21 protein-coding genes are annotated in these 23,838 nt (G+C 47.2%); 13 read left to right on the plus strand and 8 right to left on the minus strand.

From position 1 onward, the window contains the following. Window positions 1-45: 45 nt before the first annotated feature. Window positions 46-3,000 carry an alpha-amylase family glycosyl hydrolase gene (locus B9N89_RS13150; RefSeq protein WP_159455356.1) on the minus strand — a complete coding sequence of 985 codons (2,955 nt, stop codon included), beginning with the start codon at window positions 2,998-3,000 and terminating at the stop codon, window positions 46-48. A gap of 174 nt (window positions 3,001-3,174) precedes the next feature. Here B9N89_RS13150 and B9N89_RS13155 point away from each other — a divergent pair, with 174 nt between their 5' ends. The 4 genes from B9N89_RS13155 to B9N89_RS13170 all read left to right on the plus strand — a co-directional run bounded on the left by B9N89_RS13155 (window position 3,175) and on the right by B9N89_RS13170 (window position 6,595). Beyond that, window positions 3,175-4,104 carry a hypothetical protein gene (locus B9N89_RS13155; RefSeq protein WP_132319476.1) on the plus strand — a complete coding sequence of 310 codons (930 nt, stop codon included), beginning with the start codon at window positions 3,175-3,177 and terminating at the stop codon, window positions 4,102-4,104. Further along, on the plus strand, window positions 4,088-5,218 hold the full coding sequence (gene dinB / locus B9N89_RS13160) for a DNA polymerase IV (protein ID WP_268808759.1): 1,131 nt from the start codon (window positions 4,088-4,090) through the stop codon (window positions 5,216-5,218). The genes B9N89_RS13155 and dinB overlap by 17 nt, the downstream gene beginning before the upstream one ends. Before the next feature lie 104 nt (window positions 5,219-5,322). Continuing rightward, the gene (locus B9N89_RS13165) at window positions 5,323-6,156 is read left to right on the plus strand and encodes a polysaccharide deacetylase family protein (protein WP_132319474.1); all 834 of its coding nucleotides are present in this window, start codon (window positions 5,323-5,325) and stop codon (window positions 6,154-6,156) included. A gap of 79 nt (window positions 6,157-6,235) precedes the next feature. Continuing rightward, a complete protein-coding gene (locus tag B9N89_RS13170) occupies window positions 6,236-6,595 on the plus strand; it encodes a DUF1428 domain-containing protein (RefSeq protein WP_132319472.1) in 360 nt (119 codons plus the stop codon). A 182-nt stretch (window positions 6,596-6,777) separates the two neighbouring features. Here the strand turns inward: B9N89_RS13170 and B9N89_RS13175 are convergent, their stop codons facing one another. From B9N89_RS13175 to B9N89_RS13195, 5 genes are all read right to left on the minus strand, one after another. After that, window positions 6,778-7,431: a PDC sensor domain-containing protein gene (locus B9N89_RS13175; protein WP_132319470.1), complete on the minus strand. Its 654-nt coding sequence runs from the start codon at window positions 7,429-7,431 to the stop codon at window positions 6,778-6,780. A 165-nt stretch (window positions 7,432-7,596) separates the two neighbouring features. After that, the gene (locus tag B9N89_RS13180) at window positions 7,597-7,959 is read right to left on the minus strand and encodes a thioredoxin domain-containing protein (RefSeq protein ID WP_132319468.1); all 363 of its coding nucleotides are present in this window, start codon (window positions 7,957-7,959) and stop codon (window positions 7,597-7,599) included. Next, window positions 7,956-8,843, minus strand: a complete 888-nt coding sequence (locus B9N89_RS13185; protein ID WP_132319466.1) for a hypothetical protein — start codon at window positions 8,841-8,843, stop codon at window positions 7,956-7,958. Before B9N89_RS13185 ends, B9N89_RS13180 begins: the two co-directional genes overlap by 4 nt. Further along, complete coding sequence (locus B9N89_RS13190; protein ID WP_132319464.1) at window positions 8,840-9,352, minus strand: hypothetical protein; 513 nt, start codon at window positions 9,350-9,352, stop codon at window positions 8,840-8,842. Before B9N89_RS13190 ends, B9N89_RS13185 begins: the two co-directional genes overlap by 4 nt. Window positions 9,353-9,616: 264 nt before the next feature. Next, a complete protein-coding gene (locus tag B9N89_RS13195) occupies window positions 9,617-10,000 on the minus strand; it encodes a hypothetical protein (RefSeq protein ID WP_132319462.1) in 384 nt (127 codons plus the stop codon). A gap of 288 nt (window positions 10,001-10,288) precedes the next feature. Between B9N89_RS13195 and B9N89_RS13200 the strand changes: the two genes are divergently transcribed. Then, window positions 10,289-10,690 (plus strand): hypothetical protein, encoded by a 402-nt coding sequence (locus B9N89_RS13200; RefSeq protein WP_132319460.1) that lies wholly within the window; start codon window positions 10,289-10,291, stop codon window positions 10,688-10,690. 193 nt (window positions 10,691-10,883) lie between these two features. Beyond that, window positions 10,884-11,252, plus strand: coding sequence for a hypothetical protein (locus B9N89_RS13205; protein ID WP_132319458.1), 369 nt, complete (start codon window positions 10,884-10,886; stop codon window positions 11,250-11,252). Here B9N89_RS13205 and B9N89_RS13210 read toward each other — a convergent pair. Then, window positions 11,232-12,485 carry a hypothetical protein gene (locus B9N89_RS13210; RefSeq protein WP_132319456.1) on the minus strand — a complete coding sequence of 418 codons (1,254 nt, stop codon included), beginning with the start codon at window positions 12,483-12,485 and terminating at the stop codon, window positions 11,232-11,234. The two genes, B9N89_RS13205 and B9N89_RS13210, sit on opposite strands and share 21 nt — an antisense overlap. Before the next feature lie 58 nt (window positions 12,486-12,543). On the opposite strand from B9N89_RS13210, the gene B9N89_RS13215 reads away from it, so the two are divergent. The 3 genes from B9N89_RS13215 (at window position 12,544) to B9N89_RS13225 (ending at window position 14,852) form a co-directional block, all read left to right on the plus strand. After that, window positions 12,544-13,092: a TlpA family protein disulfide reductase gene (locus B9N89_RS13215; protein ID WP_132319454.1), complete on the plus strand. Its 549-nt coding sequence runs from the start codon at window positions 12,544-12,546 to the stop codon at window positions 13,090-13,092. 117 nt (window positions 13,093-13,209) lie between these two features. After that, window positions 13,210-13,545 (plus strand): tumor necrosis factor receptor family protein, encoded by a 336-nt coding sequence (locus B9N89_RS13220; RefSeq protein ID WP_132319452.1) that lies wholly within the window; start codon window positions 13,210-13,212, stop codon window positions 13,543-13,545. 77 nt (window positions 13,546-13,622) lie between these two features. Beyond that, the gene (locus B9N89_RS13225) at window positions 13,623-14,852 is read left to right on the plus strand and encodes a hypothetical protein (protein ID WP_132319450.1); all 1,230 of its coding nucleotides are present in this window, start codon (window positions 13,623-13,625) and stop codon (window positions 14,850-14,852) included. Window positions 14,853-14,864: 12 nt separating this feature from the next. On the opposite strand, the gene B9N89_RS13230 is transcribed toward B9N89_RS13225, so the two are convergent. After that, window positions 14,865-16,100, minus strand: a complete 1,236-nt coding sequence (locus tag B9N89_RS13230; protein WP_132319448.1) for an MFS transporter — start codon at window positions 16,098-16,100, stop codon at window positions 14,865-14,867. Between the two features lie 147 nt (window positions 16,101-16,247). Between B9N89_RS13230 and B9N89_RS13235 the strand changes: the two genes are divergently transcribed. The 4 genes from B9N89_RS13235 (at window position 16,248) to B9N89_RS13250 (ending at window position 23,699) form a co-directional block, all read left to right on the plus strand. Further along, window positions 16,248-17,249 carry an alpha/beta fold hydrolase gene (locus tag B9N89_RS13235; protein WP_132319446.1) on the plus strand — a complete coding sequence of 334 codons (1,002 nt, stop codon included), beginning with the start codon at window positions 16,248-16,250 and terminating at the stop codon, window positions 17,247-17,249. Between the two features lie 122 nt (window positions 17,250-17,371). After that, on the plus strand, window positions 17,372-19,009 hold the full coding sequence (locus B9N89_RS13240; RefSeq protein ID WP_132319444.1) for an NAD(P)/FAD-dependent oxidoreductase: 1,638 nt from the start codon (window positions 17,372-17,374) through the stop codon (window positions 19,007-19,009). 152 nt (window positions 19,010-19,161) lie between these two features. Beyond that, a complete protein-coding gene (locus B9N89_RS13245; RefSeq protein ID WP_132319442.1) occupies window positions 19,162-20,631 on the plus strand; it encodes a TolC family protein in 1,470 nt (489 codons plus the stop codon). Beyond that, window positions 20,631-23,699 carry an efflux RND transporter permease subunit gene (locus tag B9N89_RS13250; RefSeq protein WP_159455357.1) on the plus strand — a complete coding sequence of 1,023 codons (3,069 nt, stop codon included), beginning with the start codon at window positions 20,631-20,633 and terminating at the stop codon, window positions 23,697-23,699. Before B9N89_RS13245 ends, B9N89_RS13250 begins: the two co-directional genes overlap by 1 nt. Window positions 23,700-23,838: the final 139 nt, after the last annotated feature.

Raw genomic sequence — 23,838 nt, forward strand, 5'->3', positions numbered from 1 at the left:
AAAGAGGCATTTGAGCCTCTCTTTCTAGTGCTAAATAGCACGTAGTTAGGGGCGGTAGAGGAGCGTCACGGCAGTTCCAGCGGCTTTGATAACTCCTTGCACGGGGCGGTCACGGGTGGAGATGCCTTGCTCAATCGCCGCTGTCCAAAGGCCAGGCGGCAGGATGTAATCCCTGTCAGGCCCGGAGTTGAGTAAGATCAACAGCTCATGTCTAGAGGTGCCATCCCCCCGGATCGAGACCTCAATCAAGCCATAGCCGCGGTCATAGACCCTAACAGCTTGGTTTATCTCATCTTCAGTTCCTAGGCGTAGGCCTTCAAATCGCTTGCGATTGTGGATGACATGGCGATACATGTCAAACACGGGCCAATGTTCAGCCTTCCGTCTCCAATCAATACGGTTAATCAAGTCTCCAGCCTGGTAGCTATTGGCGACACCGTTCTTGCTTCTAAGCAGTTCCGCTCCGCTGTGAATGAACGGTACTCCCTGGGACATCAGGACGATACTATTTGCGAAGGCAGAAATTCTAGCCTTATAGCCCGTCGAGATAAAGCGACCCTGGCTTACAGCCCATGCACTAATCTTGTCATAGAGAGTCAGGTTATCATGGGACGAAACATAGTTGATGGTTTGTGCAGGGTCGATTGCGAATTCGCTGGCGAGATAGTTGCTGCGACCAATGCTCCCTCTGAGGCCGTTCATGATCGTTCGGCTGCTCGTAATTTGATTGAATGCGAAGCCGCCGCCGCCTCCCCAGTCGTTAAATCCCTTGATGGCTTCCCGGAAAGGAAAATTAAAGCCCCCGAAATGGGAGAATCGTCCCTGACGGTCAAACATTTGAGGCATGTGATAGAGTCGGAAGTGATCTGGATTCGGATCATCGAGGGCAGTCCATGGTTCGCCATAAAGCAGAAGTTTCTTGTCTGGAAATCGCTCTTGTAACGCGGTAGCCCAGCGACTGATGATCTGGTGGTCGAAGACACCGGCTAGATCAAATCGAAAGCCATCCACGTGATAGGTTTCAATCCAATAAATAAGGGAGTCCAAAATAAACTGGTCTACCATGGGGTTGCGGCTGGGGTCGACAGTGTTACCTGTGCCAGTGAGCTGATAGCCAAAGCCTTCCTCATCTTGAAGAAAGTATTGGCCAGTGATGTCGCCAAGTACTTTTTCTCCTTCGTCGGTTTCACGCCAAGGCCTTACCCAGGTATGGTTGTAAACAACATCCATGACAACTGAGATACCGGCTTTATGAAATTCGTTGACCATAGTCTGGAACTCTTGCACACGGAATTCATAGTCGTCGGGGCGGAGGCTATAGCGTTCTTCAGGAATATTGAAGTTTTCTGGGTCATAGCCCCAGTTATAGCAACTATCAGAGTTTTGAGGATCTTTCGCCGAGCATGTAGCGTAGTCGAATACTGGCAGAAGCTGAACGTGGGTGATGCCAAGTTCTTTCAAATGATCGATACCGGTAGAAATTCTTGGATTTTCCTGAAACCCACCTTTGAATAAGTGAGTTCCTGATTCAACGGCTCCAAGAAAGCGCCCTCTATGGTCTGGATTCACTCCAGAACTTGGGTCCCAGGTAAAATCACGAATATTCATTTCATAGATGATCGCGTCTTCCCGCTTGTTGAGATGAGGGCTTCCATGCCAGCCGCCCTCTGGTTCGATACCGCTAGTATTCATCACAATATTAAAGTCTGTGCCTGGCTGCACCATGGTTCCGTAGGGGTCTCGGACTGTAACACCATCGATCACAAAGTTATAAGGCTTGAGCTTGTAGTCTCCGGCTACAGTCACGGCCCAGATACCTGGCTTATTAACAGCATCACCGATGTAGCCCATTGGAATCGTGCGCCCATCGAGCCAGAGTTCTACGGAGCTTCTGTCAGGAGACCAGATGGAAAATGTTGTTTCATTGGTGGAGTATACTGCTCCCAGCTTCTTAAACTTACTAGGATCTCCAGCCCAAAAATGAAAGCAGCGATTGTGCCCATAATTTTCAGCAGTGAGGGCGGCTAGGCAGAGGTCAACTTCGCCTTGCTTAGTGATTGCCGGACCTATAGATATGGACTGAGACGATGAGGCCATGGGGTCTGTTGCTTGGGCCAAGCGGCCTTCAAGATTGTAGAAGAGTTGCGTATTCTCAGCTCCCTGACTACGAATCCTTACCGTTGCCTGACTCGCATAAATCGGCCCTCCGGGTGCTTCCACCACAGCTCTTAGGGGCTTGAAGAATGCAGGGCAGTTGTTGGGCGAATCCCAACGACCATCAATGACCTTATTTGATGGATCCCCTAGATAGCGATTGTAGGCCAGAAAACAGCCGTTACCATGGATCATATCACGAGTCTGTTCACCACGATCAGGGTTGCTGAACACCATCCTAACTGGCTGGGGTTTCAGCGGGGTATCAGGAAACTCCTGATGATTATCAAAGCGCGGCAGCTTTGCCTTAAACCAACCCGGCATCCCTTCAACAGCTTCCATAGCAGGGCCAGGCCAGGCCCCCAAGCTTTGACTGAACGCAGCTGGCCACGGCTCTCCCGTGGGATCACGGCCTGTGATATCCGCGCCGCCTTGTAAGTACCAATACCAGATGTGCGCCTTTTGCCAATTTCTTGGAGCCTGGAGGTAAATTTCGAAAGGCTTAGCTACCACCGACAGGCTAAATTCCGCTTCCATACCAAGGTCAGGTGCTATTGCTTTGATTCTGGCATCTCCTTCGCCAAGTCCTTTCACCCAGCCATCTTTAGAGACGCTAGCGAGACTTGGGGTTAGGGACTGCCATTCCACCTTGCCTCTAAAAAAATAGCTCGTACCATTGTCACGGAGGCTAATCACCCGCAGGCGCTGGCTTTGGTCGAGACCTAGCGCAGCCACTCGGCTGGGTTCGATCGCTATCCGAAATGCTTGTGACTGGCCCCATACGGTGCCTACCAACCCAAATAATTGGCAAAAAAGTATCCATCGTCGCAAAGGCTTACTCAACATCTTGAACCCCTTCATGATGAAACGTGAAGATTGCAATTGAAAAATTTTTCGCATTATTGAGAAATTCGAAATCGGAATGCAATAGAGGAGTGGCTGACTTTAGAATACTTAAGTGCGCCATAGCTTGTCCCTTCAAGGCAGACCTTCCCCTTAAAGACCTTGAGAAACTACCGTGTGGAAGTACGTACTTATGAGGGACTATTTTTTGATGACTTGCCAATTTGTAGGGGACGAGTATTCTTCCTAGGAATGCTAAAAACTCTATCTAGTGAAAAATGGGCCGGGGGTGTCATGCTAGCTCAAAAACTCATCGTTCGATTAATCGTGCTGCTTCAGTGCTTAGGCTTGGGAGCAATTGCGATTCTCGATGGTACCGCAGTCGGGACCTATCTGTTTCTGTATACAGGACTCGAAGAGGTTTTTTCCTATGCCTTAAACTACGCCATAGCCATCGTTCTTTTAGGAGTGGCCATGGCAACTCTGAAAGAGGTGCGCGCTTGGCCTCTTCTCGTAATGGGGTTTGTGTTTATAACTGAGGCTTTTTTTAAGACAGTTTTAGGTGGGCAGTTTGCAAGCAATCTCACTCTAGGTGCCCACATGGTTCGCTATATGTGGCCCCTATTGCTGGGCTTGTCTTTAAGCTTCGATTCCACGGGGCAAAGCCTGAAACGTCGGGATGTCCTGTTCTTCCTGCGGCTTGCGATTTCGGGCACTTTTGTGGTCCACGGTGTTGAGGCGCTTATGATGCATCCTAAGTTTATCGATTTTATTATCGTCGCCAATACGAAATTTCCATGGCTTCCAGCCACAGAAGGTTTCGCTCGCAATGCCCTGATTGCTATCGGGCTCATCGATATCGTCGTGGCTATGCTCGTGATGATGAGGCCATCCCTATGGTCTTTAGGCTATATGGCAATTTGGGGGGCACTAACAGCAGGGGCCCGTGTTATTTTTGCTGACATACAGGGGATTCCTGATATGATTCTCCGAGCCCCTCATTGGGGAATCCCCTTGCTGCTGATGGTTCTAATGTGGAAGCGTCGGCCACAGAAACGAGCAACCGATCAGGCAAAAGGTGAGCAAGTCAGTGCGGCCCCATCATGAGATCCACCCATCTCTGACGAAGCGTAAAATAATCCATATTGACATGGATGCATTCTACGCCTCGATCGAGGTGCGTGATGACCCTAGCTTAAGGGGAAAGCCCATAGCGGTGGGAGGAAGCCGTGAGGGCCGCGGGGTGATCTCGACATGTAGCTATGAAGCTCGGGCTTTTGGAGTTCACAGTGCGATGCCCACCAGCCGCGCCCTAAGGCTTTGCCCTCAGTTAATTCTGAGACCCTCGCGCTTTGATGTCTATCGTCAAGTTTCGCAGCAGATTCGCGACGTGTTTCATTCTTACAGCTCTTTAGTCGAACCCCTATCCCTTGATGAAGCCTTTGTTGATGTGACTCATCATCAGGGGATCACTGCAACTAAGATCGCTCTAGAAATGAAGGCAAGGATCTTGGAGGTCACTAAACTCACCGCCTCCACCGGTGTAGGGCCGAACAAAATGATTGCCAAGATCGCATCCGATTTGCGCAAGCCTGATGGAATCACGATTGTGCCACCTGAGAACGTGTTTCTTTTCATGCAAGGGATGCCGGTGAAAAAGATTCCCGGAATCGGACCAAAGTCAGCAGAGCGTCTCGCAAGGAAAGGGATTCATCAATGCCGAGATGTGTTAACCGTTGGGCAAATCAAACTGGTGGAGTGGTTTGGGCAACGCTTTGGTGAGTGGCTGTTTTTAAGAGCCCAGGGTATTGATGAGAGAGCGGTGGAAACCGATCGCAAGCGCAAGAGCTTGGGGGCTGAGACAACGTTTTCAAAAGATATCACAGATGCAGACGATCTCTTCGAGCGACTTAAGCATGTGGTTGATGAGGTTTGCCGACGTTTGGAAAAAGCGCGGGTCCGTGGCAAAACCTTAACCCTTAAAGTCAAATACGGGGACTTCAAGCAGATCACCCGCTCCTTAAGCCTGCCTCATGGAATAGCTAATTCCCAGCAGATTCTCGAACACCTCCAAGAGCTAATCCTTAAAACGGAGTGGGGGCGTCGGCCGGTACGCTTAGTTGGAGTTTCCTTGTCTCATCTGGAGGGTTATGATGAGAGCAGTGGAACTAGAAGCGTTTTTCAACCTCAGTTGTTTTCTTCTAGTTCGTTGTCAGATTGATTCATTTTCGCAGTAAAGTGTTTTATCTATCTCTAACTTTAAGCTATCCGTCTCCCGTGGTACAAGTCACAGACTACAACAAATAATTTGGATGAGGAGTGGACATGAAGTTCTCAAAGATGCGATGGAGTGCGACGATATCTATGGTTATGGCTTTTCAAGGGCAAACTTTGAAAGCCGATGTGCCGAGTTTTTCCTACTGTCAGAATGGAAGCTGTGAAATCGTAGAGGATATCAAAGCATTTCGCAGTAAGCCGATCGCCAGTGTTAACGGTGGAACTTTTGTACGTTTTAAAGGAGCCCACTTCCACTGTCAGGCAAACGATCAGTATGCGCTTACCTTTGACGATGGGCCAAGTCACCTAGCTCCGAAGGTTCTCGATATTCTTCGCACGTATAAAATTCCTGCGACCTTTTTCGTCTTAGGAAACCATCTCCAATCGACTCAGCAAAAATCCTTATTGCAACGGGCCTTCCAAGAAGGGCATATGATTGCGAATCATACCATGTCACACCCAAGCTTAATTTCTCTAAGTCCCGAACAAGCCTTGGAGCAGCTCGATCAAACCAGAGCTGTCATTCAGGATATTCTAGGACCTTTCGGATATAGCGGTGAGGAAAGCTACTTTTATCGACCGCCCTACGGAGAGATTGATGATACGGTGGGGGAAACCTTGAGAGATGCAGGTTACACGGCTGTGATTTGGAATTCAGATCGCTATGACTGGCAAGACATTGGTTCAGTACGAGTGATTGACCGCCTCAATCAACATCTGGACTTACAGGAATCTTCTAGGTTGGGGAATCGGTCGATTCTAGATCTGAATCACGATCGTAGCTCTTCGACTTTGGGTGCGCTGGAGACGCTGATCAAAAATGTACGGTCAGCTGGTTATCGATTCGTTTCTGTGCGAGACTGTATTGACTCCAGATCTTAGTGTTAGAGGGGCTTCTCCATATGAAGGGTCTCAACACGCAGGACGTTTCAACGATTTCTGTAAATCGAAAGGAAAACCAATGAAATACGTCGATGGATTCTTGGCAGCTGTACCAAAAGAAAATAGAGATAAGTTTATTGAACACTCTAAGGCCTGTACCGAGGTTCTCATGAACTGCGGTGCTCTCTCAGTGGTTGACTGCTGGGGTGATGATGTCCCTGACGGCAAAGTCACCTCGATGCCATTAGCGGTGCAAAAGAAAGATGACGAGGTGATCGTCTTCTCATGGATTACCTGGCCTTCAAAGGCTATTAGAGACGAGGGGATGAAGAAATTTGTGGAGGACCCTGCAATGACACCGGAGAATAACCCAATGCCGTTTGATGGTAAGAGGTTAATCTATGGGGGATTTGAAGTTGTTCATTCCCATGGTGATTAAAACGTATAGTGGAATGCTAAGTCGAAAGTTTCGCCTAACTATGATGCTATTCAATAGTATCAGAGCAAGCCTCGCCTAGGCCACTACAATTGAAGACTCAGAAACTTGAGCCTCTTGGCTCAAGTATGGATCAATGAGTAGTTTTGAGGAAAGCCTTTGCACGACTTCATGACATCGAGAGCTTAGTCTAACGTTAAACCAATTGTGACAGCACCAACAAATTGACCTTTTTCTACAATTGGATAACTCACCTGTATAGACACACTATTCGAGCTTTTGTCCTTCTTCAATTCTCCCTGATGAACCTTGCGTGTCGATCGAGGAATTTGAAACTTAGCTTCATCCCCCTGATCAAAGTCTGACGTGGGTTCAATTGTACAGCTGGTCCCACCTAGGCGATCCATTACGAAGATTTCTGCTACATTGGATTTATTTTTAGTCTTTTGAGCGAGATACTTTGAGCAATCATTATCTAGGACTTGTTTAATCCAGTCTGGGGTCTTGCCCTTAGACTTCTTACCTTTTGGGTTTCTAAAGGATTCGCTCCACGCTCGCCACTCAGTATCCATTGTGTCGAAGTTTTGCCCACGAGGAGTGGATTTGTCAGTGCGCTCAAGGCCCTTAGGATACCTGCGATTGACTTTTTCAAGATGATCGATAATGATGCTCCAGTCTCCGGATTGCAAGCTCTTAAGCACTGCATCAGCTTCTTTTTTTAGGGCCACTTTCTGCTTGTAATAGGCATCCATTAAGCTGTCGGTCTCAGTAGCCAGCACTATTTCCGTAGGCCCCATCGAGAAAGAGAGGCTGGCAAAAATAGTAATAAAAACTCTCATTTTTACCTCAACTTTTGAATCACTTTACGGCAATGTTAGCATATTGTCTTTTTGAGAGCACACTACTATTTATGGTGCCACCATCTTCATCAGGTTGGGGGATGTAGGGCGATGTCTTCAAATATAGCAATAAAACTTGCGATGGGATTTGATGTAGGACCGAAACTAGGGGGTGTTGACTCCTGGGGACTTCTTAAAAACAAAAGGCAGGCTCTTAGCGCCAAACCGCTTGCCGAGTACTTGCTCAACGTCCCAAACACAGCTAGCTGAACTAATCTTATCACCTAGAGCGAAATCCAACGCCTCCTGGGCGCTGGATTTTTCGTCATAGATAGCTACGTAGAGGCTTTTCTTCGGGTCTGACTTTCGAATTGACTCAAGGCAGGAACTGCACCATGATGCAAAAAAAACAATCGACTTAGCACCTGCAACAGCCTTCTCGTGCACGGATTTTTGAAACGGCTGGCAGTCTGCACCATAGCTTGATCCAGAAATAAGACTTATCGTTAAAGCCAGAATAAATCTCAAAGAAAGCCCCTCATATATGATATGGTTAAAGACTGAGCTTGGATACTATTTTTTCCCGGCTCAAACATTCCCTGGCGGACTAGATTCAAGCGAAGATTGCCCCATGGTAGACTAAGGGTTTCGATTGTGACGAACAGGTCTCGTTGGTAGCGATCGCTGCGAGCCACTCGTTGACCGTCATCCTTGATTCCCCCTTGATCCATGGCGATCAATCCCCCAATGAACTTGGTATTCCACGCAACAGTACCCAATGTCAAGATCCGAGTCCAGCGAGCCCCAGGCTGTAGTTGGGTGTCGTTATGCCTTGCATCATGAACATGAGTGTAGAGCACAGTGCCTCCAAACTTAAAGGGCAAGTTACCAAACCAAAGATCCACCCCAGCACTGCTTTCTTTAAAACCACTGCCGAAGACGTCGATCATGTTCAGCGCCGAACTGTCATGAATAGAACGCCCGACCGCCAGTTTGTGGCTCGCAACGACCTGGACCTGGGGCCTTAGGGGCGAGGTAAAACTTTGGGAAATGATGTTGTAGCGCCATGCGAATAATGGGTCTGTTTGGCCGGAGTCCTCTCGATTCCCCTTGGTATTACGCTGCCAGCCACTGGTTAGGCTAAGGGTCATTGCTGCGCTTAGCCTTAACCCTCCCGACAGTGTCAGGCGTTGCTTCACATCGGGACCAAAGCTATCAACCAGCTCGCCATCCGCATTATAATCTCTGAAGCCTCGCTGATCGCTGAGTCCTAAGTAAAACTTATAGTTTTCATTAGGAAACAAGATGATCGGATCGGCTGCACCACTGCCACAACTGGAGCATGCCAAACTCTGCTGGTAGGCTAGCAAACCGATCCCAAGGCCAATGATGAGTCGCACTAGTGGAATCACTGAGTCACATCCTGGATAACGGGGAGATGAACTTCATCTTCAGTGCCATCGACAGTGAACTTGACTTTGATGATCCAGTCTCCAGCACTACCGGCCATGGAAAACTTGATACCCATGATCATCCACATCTGACCCATGTCGTCGTGCTGCTGAAACATCAACTCATCATCGTTTGAGCCATGGCCGTGAACCTGCATCCATGGAGTGACCTCGGTGATTGTTACGTTGTGAAGCATAGCTCCTTCACTATCAAAAAAGCTAACCATGAGCTCGTGGGTCTGATCCCCAGCAACAAGAGTTTCCGATTGCCAAGCACCCTTTGCCTGGTATCCAGAACTTAATGAAGCAACTTGATCGGAAAGCTCGCCGCCTTCCATATTGTGATCGCCATGGTCGTGAGCACTGTGGTCATGATCCATCTGAGCACCATCGCCCATGCTGTTGTCATCAGAACTTTCGTTGCAAGCTGTGAATAGTAGAGCTGTCATAAGTAAAGTAATTATTTTCATTGTCTATCCCTAGTGTTGTAGTTGAGTGATATATGTTCTTTTATCGCGTTTCAGACGCACTTGTGCCAGACAGAGCAAAAATCTGATCTGCAAATCTTAAAGCACTGGATAAAGCTAAGATTAAGTCTACTTGGTATTCGAAAGTCCTGATTGCTTTAGGAAAACTCATGTGACCCCTAGCCGAGCTTGGCATGCAGAGGCATCTAAGTTATCGGAAATGGCAAAACTAAAGCTTTCGAACACCATTTAAAAAGCACGGAAAAATTAGGCGAAACGTGGTGGTGGAGTATCTAACTCCAAGTGAACAGTTGGGATGGTACGAGCATAGGAAGACTGGTAGACCAATGGCTTGGTCACTTGTTTTTGATCAATAGAGCGAATGGAGTCCTTCGGAACTGTCATCACAAAGTTCAGCAGTTCACACTCACAAAAGCGCTTATTAGAAATCATTGGGCCAGGAGTCTTGTGCTCGTCAGAAGGTTCGACGTGGTGGCAGCTGCTCTCGTGGGCGAAGCTCGCAATGTGCTGGCTGATTGTATTTGCAGCGGAAAAAATAAATCCGCAACGGGGTAGAGAACAAATAAATACATTACCAATCAAATATAGAATGGCAAATGTAGATATAAAGCGTGTGAGCTTGTGTCTCATGCGTAGTCCCCTTCGTAGGCAAGATCGGCATTGCCAAAGTCAAACTTGAGTCTAATTGCCGAAAACCTGTTTACAGTTTAAAAATTAGTGGCTTATGAGGATCTTTAAATCCATCAAATAAATTATGGCTTTCGAAGCAGCAGGGGTTTTAGGTGAAAATAATTGAAATGACTGCATAATTAAGAGAATTTCGTTGATATTAGAAAAATTCTCAAATTGTAAGGACTGCTCACCGATAGGAAAAGTAAGCTTTTCAATTAATTTTTAGGTAAGTTGGGAGTGACTTCCGTGAGTATCTATTTTAGAAATCGCGAATTATCAGAGCCCCTTTATAAAAACAAAGACTATCTCACCCAGCAGAGCCAGTTCATCACCATCCTTCGGATGAAGACAAGCTCGTTTTCTATGAAGGTAGGTACACTGCATATTCATAGAAATGCTGGTAAACGAGAAGAGCTAGGTTATCTTCATATTGACCTCAAGGACCTCAAGAACGTCAAAGTTGGTTTTCCCGATACCGGCGAGAGAATCTGCATCCACGAACTATTCAAAGTGTGGTCAGCAAATCGCGAGGCTGAAATGCACACCTTGCCAACAGGCTACAGAACTTGCAATTTAGAAGAGTTTTTAGGTACAGCCCACGATATTCTCACGGTGAAGTTCCGTGATGACTGGAAACGAGCGGGCTAAAGAAGCCCCGTCAGGCCTGCCCCTTCGCAGGCCCAGCTCCCTCACATTTCGACCTCTCCTCCCATCGCGGGTCTAAAAGTCTTTAATTTTAAGCCGGATACATCTTTTCTATTGCAAAGATGCCAGAATGGTATATAGAGGCTGTGGGTGCTATTACCCTGTAAGCTGCTGTTGATGTGGAAAAGGAGCTGTGATGACTATTTTGAAGCGAATGCTCATGGGCGCCGCGTTTCTATTTTTGGTGAGCTGTATTTGCGATAAGGCCCTGGCAAAATCGAATGCCCACCACCTAATTGTCGATTTAAAAGCTATCAGCAAGAGTGGGTTGGTGGAAGTGGCGGTTGAAAATCGCTTGCCTTATACCATAGGCTGGATGAGTTTTACGATCGATACTTTAAACGAAACTGGAAGTCTTAATTTTGAAAATTTGGCATCTGGAAAGCGTGAAGGTAAAAAACTTAGAATGCGGTCTCTCAAGCAACTCAAGGTACGTGATGTAACAGTAGTTGATGATCAAGCAAATACCCGTCAACCAAAGGTTTTAGTTCGCTTGAAGCGCTGATGCTTGCCGTTCGAAGCTAGTGAAGCATAGAGTTTTATCTCGCTCTTTGCACGGCAAACAAGTGAGCTGAACTTTACTCTCCGAAGCAAGAAAGCCTTCACCATCCTTTAATTCACGAAACTCCTCTAGAATACTAGAAAGTTCGCGATGGCTGCGCTTCTTGTCTTGGGGTGGCGTTAGGAAAATGGGGGTGGCTTCGGGGATGGTGATTTTTGGGCCAATTCTTGTTTCGTTACCATTTTGAATCTTGGTTTGAAATGTAGCCTGACACATAAGCCAATGACTTTGAAAGTTGGTGATCTCGACCCTTAATCCTACGCTTTTTAGCTTACGGCCACGACGCTCAACTTCATGAATCAGGATAGCGGCAGGTTCAACCTCATATTCAGAATAGCCTAGCTTCTCGACAATAATCTTATCTTCAAACTTGGTGTTGGCCTCACAGTGAGCCTGTTCTTGAAGATCTACGCCATCTCCACGAGCTTTATTGATCAAGGCCAAGTTATCGGGATGAACTCCCATCGCTGGGTTTTGAAACAAGGTGGCTTCTTGCTTGAATAGCTCGATGTTTTGGCACCAGCGCAAGGTGCCGAAAGCCAAGAGTTGCAACTCGGCGAGATAGGAGTTCATAATATCAACCCCCGTACGATTGTAGTTTTTGTAATCTCGATGAGGTTGATCCAGCTCGGGTTTATAGCTGGTGATTAAGGCGATGCGCATGTCCTCCAGCTCGCTGGAGTTTCGTGGGTCGAGATCCAAGAGCTCTGATAGAAGGATTCCGTCGGTGGAGGGGGCTTCGGAGTGACCAACAGCGAGTTGAAGATCGCGCATTCCGCCGAGATTTTGTGCTGATGAATCTCCCAAAAACTGGATCTTAACAATTGAACCCTCGGCGTCAGCCTTCAATAGTTTGACCTCGGCAGATGCTTGCTCTTGATTTACAATACGCCAGTAAAATGGGCCTTGATCGGTAGCCTGAGATAGGACGCGACATGTGATCTGGCCTTTCGGATCGGTCTTACTAGGCACAAGATCGACACGACAGTCGATTTTCGGTGGAGGCTGTGACGAATGCATGGGTGGCTCATCAGCTGCGTTTGGGGGCTCTTCTTGTACAGGTACTTGAACTCGGGAATCAGGGCTTGGCTGATCCTGATCGGATACCGGGGCTACTGTCGTACAGCTTAAGCAAAGGCACAGCCAAGGCAGTTTTAAAAAAACGTGGCGTAGCATAGGATCCTCGTGTTCTTCGTGCTACTCATTATGGTACAGGGCAAATGATGAGGTTTACATGGGTATATTTACGAGAGCTAAAGAAAGTTTGCAGTCCAAGATCTGGTGGCGTCGTCTTGGAATCAATATTCTCTGGCTTCTAACAATTATTTTTGCGGCTGAGTGGTTTCAGGCTAGAAATCACCCATCGGGGCAGTTAGACCCCATATTTCTCAAACCTTTAGCAAGGCTCGATGGTGCAAGCTCTCCCTTGATCGAAAGTCAAGATCCTCTGACCTTAGTTTACGCCTTTGCTCCATGGTGTGGTGTTTGTCGCATGACCGCCGAAGATTTGAACGACTTAGGTGGAGTGGTAACGGTAAAGCCCCTTGCGTTGTCCTGGGAGTCTCAGGAGTCTATCAAGCAGTTCGTTACCGAAGCTTCCTTAAGTGCTCCGGTTTTTCTCGGTGATGATAGGATCCACGGCAGAAACTTGAAGATCGAGGCCTTTCCCAGTTACTACCTGGTGGATGCCAAAGGAAAAGTTCTTTACTCTTGGGTAGGTTACAGCACAACTTGGGGGATCATCTCGAAGTCTCTGCTGTTTAAGAACTTTCTGATCGACTAGATTTTTGGCAGTTTGTTCAAGCAACGCACAGTTTCGCCTTGTGGCAATAAGAAAATTGCTTGTTTAGATCTGGAATTTCCCTTGCATGGCAAAAACTATAAGCGGGGGAATAGCACAATGAAAAAAACGACGATCATTATCTTACAATCATGGCTTTGGTTCGTTGGGTCAGCAGCTGCTGCTGAGTGTCCAGCGGGCAATTTCGCCGATGGCTTAGGGGCCTGTCAGCAATGTCCGGCGGGAACTTACGCAGAAGAGCCGGGCTCAGAGCAGTGCACTGTCGCTCAACCAGGAGCATACGTTCCTCACGAGGGTGAACGGCTAACCTACCTTTGCCCAGAAGGAACATATTCAGAGGTGTTTGGAGCTGTAAGCTGCAAGCCCTGCGAACATGCTCAGGGTCTGGGTAATTTTCGTTGTCAGAAACCTGACTATGGTTTGGCTGCCCATTAATCAATTAAAAAGAGCTTAACTTTTCAGCTTAAATGTCGATCATCGCTCTATCTAAGAGACGATGATGGCAGAGTAATATGAAACGGTTAAGGTGGATACTCACAGCATGCCTCTTGTTGGCAAGTCCCTACAGTCTGGCCGTTGACGCCCAGAGGCAATTTAATATCCTCTCGAACATTGAGCAGCACACAGCCCAGCTCAAGCAAGACATGACGACTCAAACTAATGATAAGGACATCATCGCGCTGCGGGATTTCCATCGTCAAGTTCTGAAAACCTCTGAGGTTGATCCAACTCAGGGCCAGTGGAAGGGGGACTTTGTGCGGTCATTGAAAGATCGCCGGAGTGTCGAAGGCAATTGGAGTCAGATCAAAAAAATCCTTGCGGGTTATCCCCAGGGTGTTGGTTTTAAACCTTACCAACAAGCCGTTGAGCAGTACCTAACTCATCGTAAAGACGGATCTTATGATGAGTCTATCCGCCTAGCCCAGGGCACGCACTTCCAATCTCTTTATAGAAACTTACTCAAAGGAATGAAACACAGCCAGGACTCGAAAAAAACCCTCGATGAAGAGCAGTTAGCCGCCTACGTTTTGAATCTTAGAGACCTTTTGCAAGATTTAGAGAAAATGAGCCAACCACCGCCTGAAAAGCTGGAACCGAACGTTGCCATGAGCTTATCAGCAAAATCGGGAATCAGAGATAATCCACGTAATGCAGACAAAGCAGGTGACATGGCCGACTCAAAAGCCATGTTTCTGGTATTTGGCTTTCTACTTTGTGTTCTAGTTTTGGGGCTAGGTGTTTATAAACGTCTCCAACAGGATGCTCCGCCTCGGGCGGTGGTTATTAAGAAGAGCGAACTTGGAAGTCCAGAATCAGCGAGTAAGCCAGCAGCTGCAAGAAAGACTTCATCGAAGACCACTCGGCTACCTAAAAGCTATTCCCTAAAGGTCGAATGCATTCATCGGTTGAGTGATCAGTCTTTTCAAAACAGTCTGCTGCAATGCTTGAAGCCTCTGGACCCTCATTCGAGTGAGTATGCTTCATCGAAGAATATTATCCTTACACGGGTCAACGGAATTATCACGGATATATCCCAGTGTCGCGACGATGATTGGGAAGATTTGCGAACTCATCTCAAGGCTAATTTTAAAACTCTTCAGTCCTATGTAAAGGCCCTCAGAACAGGACCTGAAATTTCGCAGGCCAACACCTCCATCATCGCTGCGTTTAGGCTGATTCTCGGTGTTCTGCGAGATCTTGGACAAGATTTGAAGCAGAACACCGGTGATACAGCAGCGTGATCTAACAGTTGGCTACTGTCGCGATTCAGTGGGAACTTGCACGAGTAAGCCTGTGAGTGCAGCGCTGAGAAAAATGATGGTAGCAATCATCCAGAAAAGCTCCTGTGGAGCGAATTGGGTTTCCAAGGCCCAAACACCTAAAAATGGGGCGATCACTCCGCGGACTCCCGTTAAGAAGGTATGGATCGAAAGATAGGTCGAGGACTGGCCCTCAGGGGCAAAATCGAGGATACCAATGCTCCAAGCAAGCTGGCCTCCACCTCGGCCAATACCCCAGATAATCGAGCCAATGAAGGCACCCCAAAAACCAAACAGTGGATAAAATATAAAACCTAAGCCAATCACAATGCTGGTGATGACACGATATTGCACGATGTTGATACGATCGAAGATCCCGCCCCAGAAACGAATGCTTAGAAACATTGCAAGGGGTGGTAGCACCCCAGCTAGTAGAGCGGCTTTATCAGGGGATAGGCCTAAAAAGCCCTTATCATTAATGTAAACCTGAAACACAGCTACTCCTGAAATGTTGGCGATTCCTAAAAGAAACTGAAAGGCCATGAACAGACTAAATTTACGGTCCTTGAAAAGAATCTGAAGATAGTTCAAAAATGAGGGGCGCTCGATCTTTGGAACCTTAACGAAACCAGTATCGATGGACATAAATAGAAAGCAGGTGATGAAGCCTAAGATTCCAGCCAAGACATAGGCGGGGTGATATGATTCGGGGCTGACGTCTATTAAATGACCTAAAAGCCACGATAAGCCCATGACTAGAAATAATTGCCATTGCTTGATCCGACCGACCAAAGTACCACGCACCTGAGGCTCGTAGATCTGCTGGTATAAAACACCCTGGCAGGGGCTACTGATATGAAACAAAGCCAAAGCAAGAAAGACCAAAAGTGAAAACCAGAGAGCATCTCCAGCAAAGCCAGCTAAGATCATGGCGATCCAAGCTAAAACCTGTGGCAGGGCGTAGTCCTTCTGTGGAAGAGAAGTGGAAAGGTATTTAGTGTAAGGCAATGATAGCAAAAGCCCAGCCATAGAACCGGCTTGAATGAGTGCGACTTGTTGATTGCTGCCATCTAAAACTTGCTTGATGATAATAACGGCAATGGCTCCCAGGAGCGGTTGCGAGGAACCAAGCAGCAGTTGGTAACTAAGGTCCTTATAATAGTTTCGTGGCACCGAGACAGGCGCTGGAGGACCTAACAATCTTTTGGCAAGGGAGTGGAGTTTGGTCAAGGTAGGGCTCACTTTCTAATGACTAAGATAACTAGGCTCATCCATAGCAAAACACGGGAAGACCAGCAAACCAAAGTCATTTATGTGTTTTTTTGGCTTGGTCTTGCAGACCTGTGTATAATGACATAAGGCAATAGGAGGTCCGCTATGCAAAGGCTTACAATCTTTATTTTAATGCTATCATCCAGTTTAGCATCGGCAATTTCTGAGGTGAATTACGATCAGGTTTACCAGCAAGAAGTTATGCCATTTTTTAAGTCGCAAGCGGAGTGGGGCAAGTTTCAGACTCCCGATGGGATTACCATCAGCCATGTGTTCTATCAGCATCCTGAGCCCGTGGCAGACGTTGTGATACTCCCAGGCTGGACGGAAGCCGGGCAAAAGTATGCCGAACTGATCTTTGACCTCTATCAATTCAAGTTCAACATCCATCTTCTAGAGTGGCGAGGGCAGGGCTATTCAGAACGAATTTCGTCTCACCCTGAACGAACCCATGTGACTACCTACGAAGAGTACGTGATTGACCTGGATACCTTTCTCAAAACTGTTGTCAAGCCCCGAGCTGAAGGCCGGCGGATTGTAGGGATTGCCCATTCTATGGGAGCAAACATCACCTCGATCTATCTTAGTAAGGGCAAGTCTATTCTGGATAAGGTGGTGTTCTCGTCGCCTATGCTTGACATAAAAACTGCGCCTTATCCAGAGTGGGTGGCTTGGCTGATTGCCCGTGTGATGGAACTTATGGGGCAGGGAGATAGTTTTCTTCCCGGCCATGGACCGTTTGTTAAAGAAGATGTCGTGAATATCTCTACCCGAAGTGAGACTCGCTACTGGAAAACGGTAAACTATAAAGCACAGAATCCTGAGACGATCACCAACGGCGCTAGCTTCTCCTGGCTACGATCCAGCCTCGAAGCTACCTGGTATATGAAGCGCAATGCTCATCTGATCACAGTCCCGGTTTTGATGTTACAAGCAGGAGATGACTTTTATGTGGATACTGAGGGGCAGGATATGGTCTGTAAAAATGCCAAGAATTGCTTTAAGATCGTATTTCCCTCGGCGTTTCATGAAGTTTACAATGATGGCGACCTGGTCCGCAGCAAAGCTGTCAAAGAGACAGTAGAGTTCATTCTGGATCACTTCTAGCTGATAACTAGTTGTAAATATAAGGAATAATAGATAAATTTTTTAATGGAAATACGCCAAAAAATCATGTAATCTCCGTCCTCTAGTTGCCTTCGCATCCGAACCTAAAATTGGGGATTTACATGGCCGTTCTTATCAAACAGCTCACCGTTCCTGTCGTCGATAAAGACCCAGATCAACATATTACCCAGGCTCTTGTTCAAGAGTACGGGCTCAAGCCAAGTGATATTCACGGCTTCCGCATTAAGAAAAAGTCTCTAGATGCTCGTCGCAAGCGCCGGATCGTCTATCACTATCAAGTAGAGGCAAAGATTGCCAATGAGCAGCATCTCTTGAACCACCACAGTAGTACCGTAACTCCCATCCCCGATGCCAAGCTCTACGATCCTCTTGAGGGTTTGCCACTCAAAGGCAAATCCATGAAGCGCAAACCTATAATCATCGGTACAGGACCAGCGGGGATTTTTGCTGCCCATGTGCTTGCTGAAGCGGGGCAACAGAGCCTTGTCATCGAACGTGGTGAACCCGTTGAAGATCGCCTCCGTACTGTAAACCGTTTGCGACGAACTGGAGAGTTTTCAGAGCGTAGCAACTACTGCTTTGGCGAAGGCGGTGCCGGAACGTTCTCAGACGGTAAACTAACCTGTGGACGAAATCATCCTCTGATTAAATATCTCTTTCAAGAGTGGGTCCGATTTGGTGCTCCTGAAGAGATCCTATATGATGCCCATCCTCATATTGGTACAGATTTTCTGATGGTGATAGCCAAGCGCATGCGGGATTACCTGAAGCAAGCCGGTACAGAGTTTCGTTTCAATACTATTTTTAAAGGCTTCCGTCCGGGAAAATCAAGCCGCTACGAAGTTTTGCTTGATGGTGGTGAAGTGTTGGAAACCGATCACCTGATCATTGCCATTGGTCACTCAGCCCGCGATACCTACCAGCTTTTGTTGGATCAAGGTTTAGCTATTGGCCCCAAGCCCTTTGCCATCGGCGCGCGATTCGAGCATCCCCAAGAAGTGATTGATCAGATCCAATTTGGATCTTGCAGCCTCCTACCGGCAGCGGAGTACAAGTTAGCAGCTCGGGCCGGAGAGCGAGGGATCTGGACTTTTTGCATGTGTCCTGGTGGGCAACTTTTGCCGACCAACGCCCAAGCGGAGCACCTTGCTATCAACGGAATGAGCTACCATGCGCGAAATAGTGGCTTTGCCAATGCTGCTGTGGTTGTGAATATCAATCGGGAAGATTTTTTTAAGGGCCACGTTCTTGATGGCATGAGGTTCCAAGAATCGATCGAGCGCAAGGCTTTCCAGGCAGGGGGCGGAAACTATTTTACCCCCGCCCAGCGTCTTGGAGACTTTTTGAAAGGTCGTGCTAGCAAGGGTGAACTCAAGTCTACCTATAAACCTGGGGTCACTCCCGCGCGGTTAGACAAGGTTTTGCCAGACTTTGTTGTGGAAGCCCTGCAAGGTGCTCTTTTTGAATACAATAAAAAAATGCGAGGCTATATCAGCCATGAAGCGATCGTAGCCGGAGTGGAAACCAAAACTTCCTCTCCAATTGTTATGATGCGCGACAAAAGCCTTCAATCACAAAGCCACCCTGGTATCTTCCCTACAGGAGAGGGTGCTGGATTTGCTGGAGGCATCGTCAGCGCAGCACTCGACGGCCTTAAGGTCGGGCGAGCTGTTCTTGAAGACGCCGTATCCGAAAGCTTTCTTGAGTCCAAGCAGGCTTCAAGCGCGCCTCTATCCTAAACTCATCTATCTCGCCGATTAGGAACGTATTTGCCTAGCCCTATGCCTTATAATTAGGGCGTAGGCTCTCTAGCTGTCTTGGGAGACAAGCTAGGCGGAGTTCTATCCCGCATGTCTCTTGTAAAACTGTTGTTATCAATGGATTTGATCCTATGGATGTCAAACTGCGATTGCTCACAGCAATCTTAGCGGCTTTCTTCTTAATAGACGCCCCCAACGGGGTACAAGCTCGACCGATTGAACTTTCTGAAGAGGTGCTAAAGTCGTATCTCAAGGATGGTGTTCCTCAGTATGATCAAGTGAATCTAAATCACCACAAGGCAACTACAGCGCTATCACAATTCAATGATCAATACGTTTTAGGGATTGGCGCTGAAACTACTTTGAGCGAGTCAGACGATCCCAGAGAGTCAATCTGGGTGAAGCAGCAGCAGATCGGCGTGCAGCAGACCTTGCCTTATGGTGTTTCTGGTGGTTTAGCCTATATTTATCGCTACGAAAAATTCAGTGCCTTTTTTGGCCCTGAGTACGGTTTAAAAAAGTTCTATTTACCTTCACTGGCTTTGACTTTCGAGATGGATCTTTGGAAGAACCTTTTGGGTTCCCTCGATAGCACCAAAGTCAGGCATATTAAGGCCATGATCGACAAATCTAAGCTCAATAAGAAGCTTGAACTCAAGAAGCTCCATAATCACATGCGAGCACTTTACTGGCGTCTGGTTGCTCAAGATCGCCGGATACAGATCTTTAAGAACCTCGTAGCTACTGCTAGGCGTGGCTATCGCAATATGAAACGTCGCGAGGCAGATAGTATCGCCGATGACGGTGCTGTTGCTGAAATGGCGGCTAATCTATCTAGTGCAGAGGCAAACTTTCGAAAATCAACCATCGATCGAAATTTCTTAGAACGTGATTTGAAGGTTCTTGTGCCAACGTTACAAACCTACACTATAAGAGTTCGAGATAACTACGTGGGAGTCCGGCGTGCTGTAGCTGAATCGGTCAATTGCTCAAGAGCGATTGGCCGCATGACATCAATCCCCTATGATTATACGGAATATGATGAACTCATTCGCGCTGTGGATGACGAGCTGCGCCTTAAATCAGAAGAGCTTGATAGCTACGATGATCCAGATGTAAAACTAAGTTTTGTTGGGCGAGGGTTTGGGCTTGATGAAGAGTGGTCGGAGGCGGCAGGGCAGCCTTTCGCCCTTGAAAAAAGCGCTTATGAGGCTGTCCTCAGTGTAAGTGTTCCGTTGGGACTAGACGATACAGAGAAGCAACTTGTCCGCAATGAAAAGATGAATGCCTCGATCCTGAGAGTGAGGCTTGCTGCCGAATTTAAGGCGTCTCACTCTAATTTACAAAAGAACTTCGCTCCATTGGCTGAGGCTGTGGATCTTTACCACAAAAGCATTCGGGATCAGGAAGATGCATTCAAAACTACCGAACGCAAGTTCCGCCAGGGGCGAATTTCGGTATTTGACTATATTTCTAGCCAGAATACTTTGCTCAACTCCAAGCTCCAAGTCTTGGGCCTAGAAGAGCGTTTGATTCTTGAAATGCTGACTTACTATTCCATATTTAATCAAGCGCCCTGTTCTTTTAATAGGAAGTCATGATGAAGGCTCTGATCCATTTCTTTCTCAAAAACCATAAATTCACCGTTATTATCATGGTGATGATCACGATGATTGGCCTTCGTGGCATTTTAAGTCTTAACAGCGAGTCTTACCCCACTGTTGATCTTGGGGTTGCCATTGTGGTGACACCCTATCCAGGGGCAGCACCAGAAGATGTCGAGGCCGATGTTACCAAACCTATAGAAGAAGAAGTCCGCAAGGTAAGGGGCCTTAAGGAAGTTAAATCTGTTAGCCAGATTGGGCTAAGCCGGATCGTGATCAAGGCAGATATTGATAACTATGATGTGGCAACGGTGATGGATGACATTGAGAGTGCTGTAAAAAGCGTCTCAGACCTTCCTCCCGGTATACCTGCACCAAAGTATGTTGAAGTCAAATCTGAAGAATTTCCTGCCCTAGAAATCGGTGTTGTGGGCGATAACCAGAACCGCAAGCGTGATCGTTTTGCGGATTATTTGAAAGAGGCCGTTGAGGATCTAAAAGGTGTCTTGAAGGTAGAGCTTAATGGCTATCGAGAACGAGAGTTTTCAATCTACCTTAACCAACGCAAGCTGAACAAGTTTCATGTGGGTGCTGACGAAGTCATTCAAACCTTGAGTGCTCGAAACTTGAGTATTCCTGCGGGAGACTTGGTCGGTGACAAGGAGCAGCTTCTTGTCAGGCTAGATGGCAAAACTGATAATGTCGATGAGCTACTAGCGACCCCCATTCGAACCAATTACTCTGGGAAGCAGGTGCTCCTGGGGGACGTTGCTGAAGTCTATGATGGGCAGGAGGATGCGGTGCGCTTGACTTCAGTCAATGGTCAAGCAGCAACCTTACTAGTTGTCACCAAGCGCGGCGGAGCTGACACCATTGCTCTTGTTGGACATATCGAGGAGCTTCTTGAGTCGGTTGCAGTCCCTGAGGGTCTAGAGGTTAAAGTTTACTTTAATGAGGCTGAGAAAGTTAAGAACCGGACTGAAGTTCTCATCTCAAATGCCTATATTGGTTTAGCCCTAGTTATTGTCTTTATGTTGATTTTCCTGCCAGGAAAAGTGGGTATCGTAGCATCCTTATCCCTACCGCTGGCACTTATCGCGACCTTTGGTGTTATGCCGATCCTGGAGATGAACCTTAACGTCATTACCATCTGTGCACTTGTCATCGCGCTCGGCATGCTAGTTGATAACTCCGTAGTCATTGCAGAAAACTATGTGAGGCTCAGGGAGGATGGGCTTGAGTCCCACGCTGCGGCATTGAAGGCTGCTCATCAGTTTTGGCTACCGATCACCTGTACAGCTATGACGACCATTGCTGGTTTTCTACCCATGTTGGTTACCAAGGGCGTGTTGGGGCAGTTTATTCGCTATATTCCAATCATTGTGACTCTTTCTCTAATTGGCAGTTTGATAGAAAGCTTCTTTCTTTTGCCCATGCGCTTGCGGGCTGTAGACTCGAAGCCAGCCAAGAAAAACAAGGACTCTGATTGGTTTAAAATCATGGTGAAGAAGTTTGAGTCCTTCATGGATGTCATGATCCGCAAACGGTATCTGGTGGCAATCGGTTTTAGCTTTGTTCTCTTCGGCTCTGGTTACCTGCTATTCGGAGTGAACAAGTTTATTCTCTTTCCCTCAGAACAAACAGAGATCTATACGGCTCGTTTCGAGATGAAAAAAGGCACCACTCTTGAAGCCAGCCAGAAGGCGTCAGAACGCCTGTCGAAGCAGATCAAAGAGGCCCTAGGTGACGATGTCGAGTATATTGTGGCTGTTTCTGGAAAGTCTGAGCAGGATATCTCTGATCCTAAGTCAAAAGAAGGTGACAACGTCGGTATCCTAAAAATTTATGTCACCCAAGAAGCATCTTTTTCTCTTTACTACACTGATGCACTAGAAAAGATGAGAGCCATCGATACTAGCTATCTCGATTCGGTTACCTATAATACCGTGATTAATGGGCCGCCTGTTGGAGCTCCTGTAAACTTAACTCTTCGTTCTCATAACTCAGAGCAGCTCCAGGCCTTGAGCTATAAACTGCTGGAAAAAGTGAAAAAGCTGGACGGAGTCGAAAATCCTGAAATCAACGACACCTATGGGGACGACGAGGTGGAAGTGCTTTTGAATCATTCAAAAATACAGAGACTAGGGCTCAGTGTTGGGCAGATTGGGTCTACCATTAAGGATCTCCTCGATGGGCGTGTTATTTCTGAGCTTAACTTGAAAAACAAAAAGTTCAATATTCGCCTTCGCCTTCGAGATTCTGATAAGAGTTCGATTCGGAATCTGGAAAACATCAAGATTATGGATCGTCGAGGCAATTTAATCAGACTTTCTAATCTTGCTCAATTAAAGAAAAAGAGTGGCTCTCTTGTGATCAAGCGCTATGACTATCAACGATCGAAAACCCTAACAGCGGATATCGATGCAGCTCTCACCACCAGTGGTGAAGCAAACAAGCGGGCTATTGCTATATTCCAAGAGTTAAATCAAAAATATCCCGAAGTGAGTCTTGCCATTGGTGGCGAGGAAGAAAGCACCCGAGAATCCATGCAGAGTTTAGCCCAAGCCCTAGGTCTTGCGATTCTGGGGATTTTTGGGGTCTTGGTGTTCCTTTTCAGCTCTTATCTAAGGCCATTGATTATCATGTCCACCATCCCATTAGGGATTACTGGCGTTTCAATCGCTTTTCTAATCCATGATAAGCCCGTAAGCTTTCTGGCAATGATTGGCATCATTGGTTTGGCAGGGATAATCGTAAACTCGGGTATTGTTCTTATCAGCTTTATTGACGAGCTGCGGGATGAAAGTGGAGAGCGACTCCATGATGTACTAGTTAAGGCCAGTGGGCTACGCCTAAAGGCAGTCATGGTGACATCTTTAACCACAATCAGTGGGCTCCTGCCGACAGCTTATGGCTGGGGTGGGGCAGATCTCATCTTAATGCCAATGACCTTGGCCATGGCTTGGGGCTTGGTGACTGGCACTATTCTTACTCTTATCTGGGTTCCCTGCGCCTACGCTTTGTTAGAAGACTTTACTGCGCTATTCAAGCGTGCCTTGCGATAATATCCTTCCATCTCGATTCTCCAGAGTCCTGCGAAAAGGCCAGACCGTGCAGGATTGCGGGTTCCCATGGCAATGAGCTTCCCCTAGAATGATGATGAGTCTTGAGGCTCCAGATTGGAATATGAAGAATAGCAAATGA

The sequence above is a fragment of the Pseudobacteriovorax antillogorgiicola genome, from assembly GCF_900177345.1.
Lineage (GTDB): Bacteria > Bdellovibrionota_B > Oligoflexia > Oligoflexales > Oligoflexaceae > Pseudobacteriovorax > Pseudobacteriovorax antillogorgiicola.

Coding starts and splice junctions, on each gene's coding strand:
- B9N89_RS13235 (WP_132319446.1), top strand. CDS start 16,248: ATGCAAAGGCTTACAATCTTTATTTTAATGCTATCATCCAGTTTAGCA.
- B9N89_RS13165 (WP_132319474.1), top strand. CDS start 5,323: ATGAAGTTCTCAAAGATGCGATGGAGTGCGACGATATCTATGGTTATG.
- B9N89_RS13220 (WP_132319452.1), top strand. CDS start 13,210: ATGAAAAAAACGACGATCATTATCTTACAATCATGGCTTTGGTTCGTT.
- B9N89_RS13195 (WP_132319462.1), bottom strand. CDS start 10,000: ATGAGACACAAGCTCACACGCTTTATATCTACATTTGCCATTCTATAT.
- B9N89_RS13210 (WP_132319456.1), bottom strand. CDS start 12,485: ATGCTACGCCACGTTTTTTTAAAACTGCCTTGGCTGTGCCTTTGCTTA.
- B9N89_RS13170 (WP_132319472.1), top strand. CDS start 6,236: ATGAAATACGTCGATGGATTCTTGGCAGCTGTACCAAAAGAAAATAGA.
- B9N89_RS13190 (WP_132319464.1), bottom strand. CDS start 9,352: ATGAAAATAATTACTTTACTTATGACAGCTCTACTATTCACAGCTTGC.
- B9N89_RS13150 (WP_159455356.1), bottom strand. CDS start 3,000: ATGTTGAGTAAGCCTTTGCGACGATGGATACTTTTTTGCCAATTATTT.
- B9N89_RS13205 (WP_132319458.1), top strand. CDS start 10,884: ATGACTATTTTGAAGCGAATGCTCATGGGCGCCGCGTTTCTATTTTTG.
- B9N89_RS13240 (WP_132319444.1), top strand. CDS start 17,372: ATGGCCGTTCTTATCAAACAGCTCACCGTTCCTGTCGTCGATAAAGAC.
- B9N89_RS13245 (WP_132319442.1), top strand. CDS start 19,162: ATGGATGTCAAACTGCGATTGCTCACAGCAATCTTAGCGGCTTTCTTC.
- B9N89_RS13225 (WP_132319450.1), top strand. CDS start 13,623: ATGAAACGGTTAAGGTGGATACTCACAGCATGCCTCTTGTTGGCAAGT.
- B9N89_RS13250 (WP_159455357.1), top strand. CDS start 20,631: ATGAAGGCTCTGATCCATTTCTTTCTCAAAAACCATAAATTCACCGTT.
- B9N89_RS13175 (WP_132319470.1), bottom strand. CDS start 7,431: ATGAGAGTTTTTATTACTATTTTTGCCAGCCTCTCTTTCTCGATGGGG.
- B9N89_RS13215 (WP_132319454.1), top strand. CDS start 12,544: ATGGGTATATTTACGAGAGCTAAAGAAAGTTTGCAGTCCAAGATCTGG.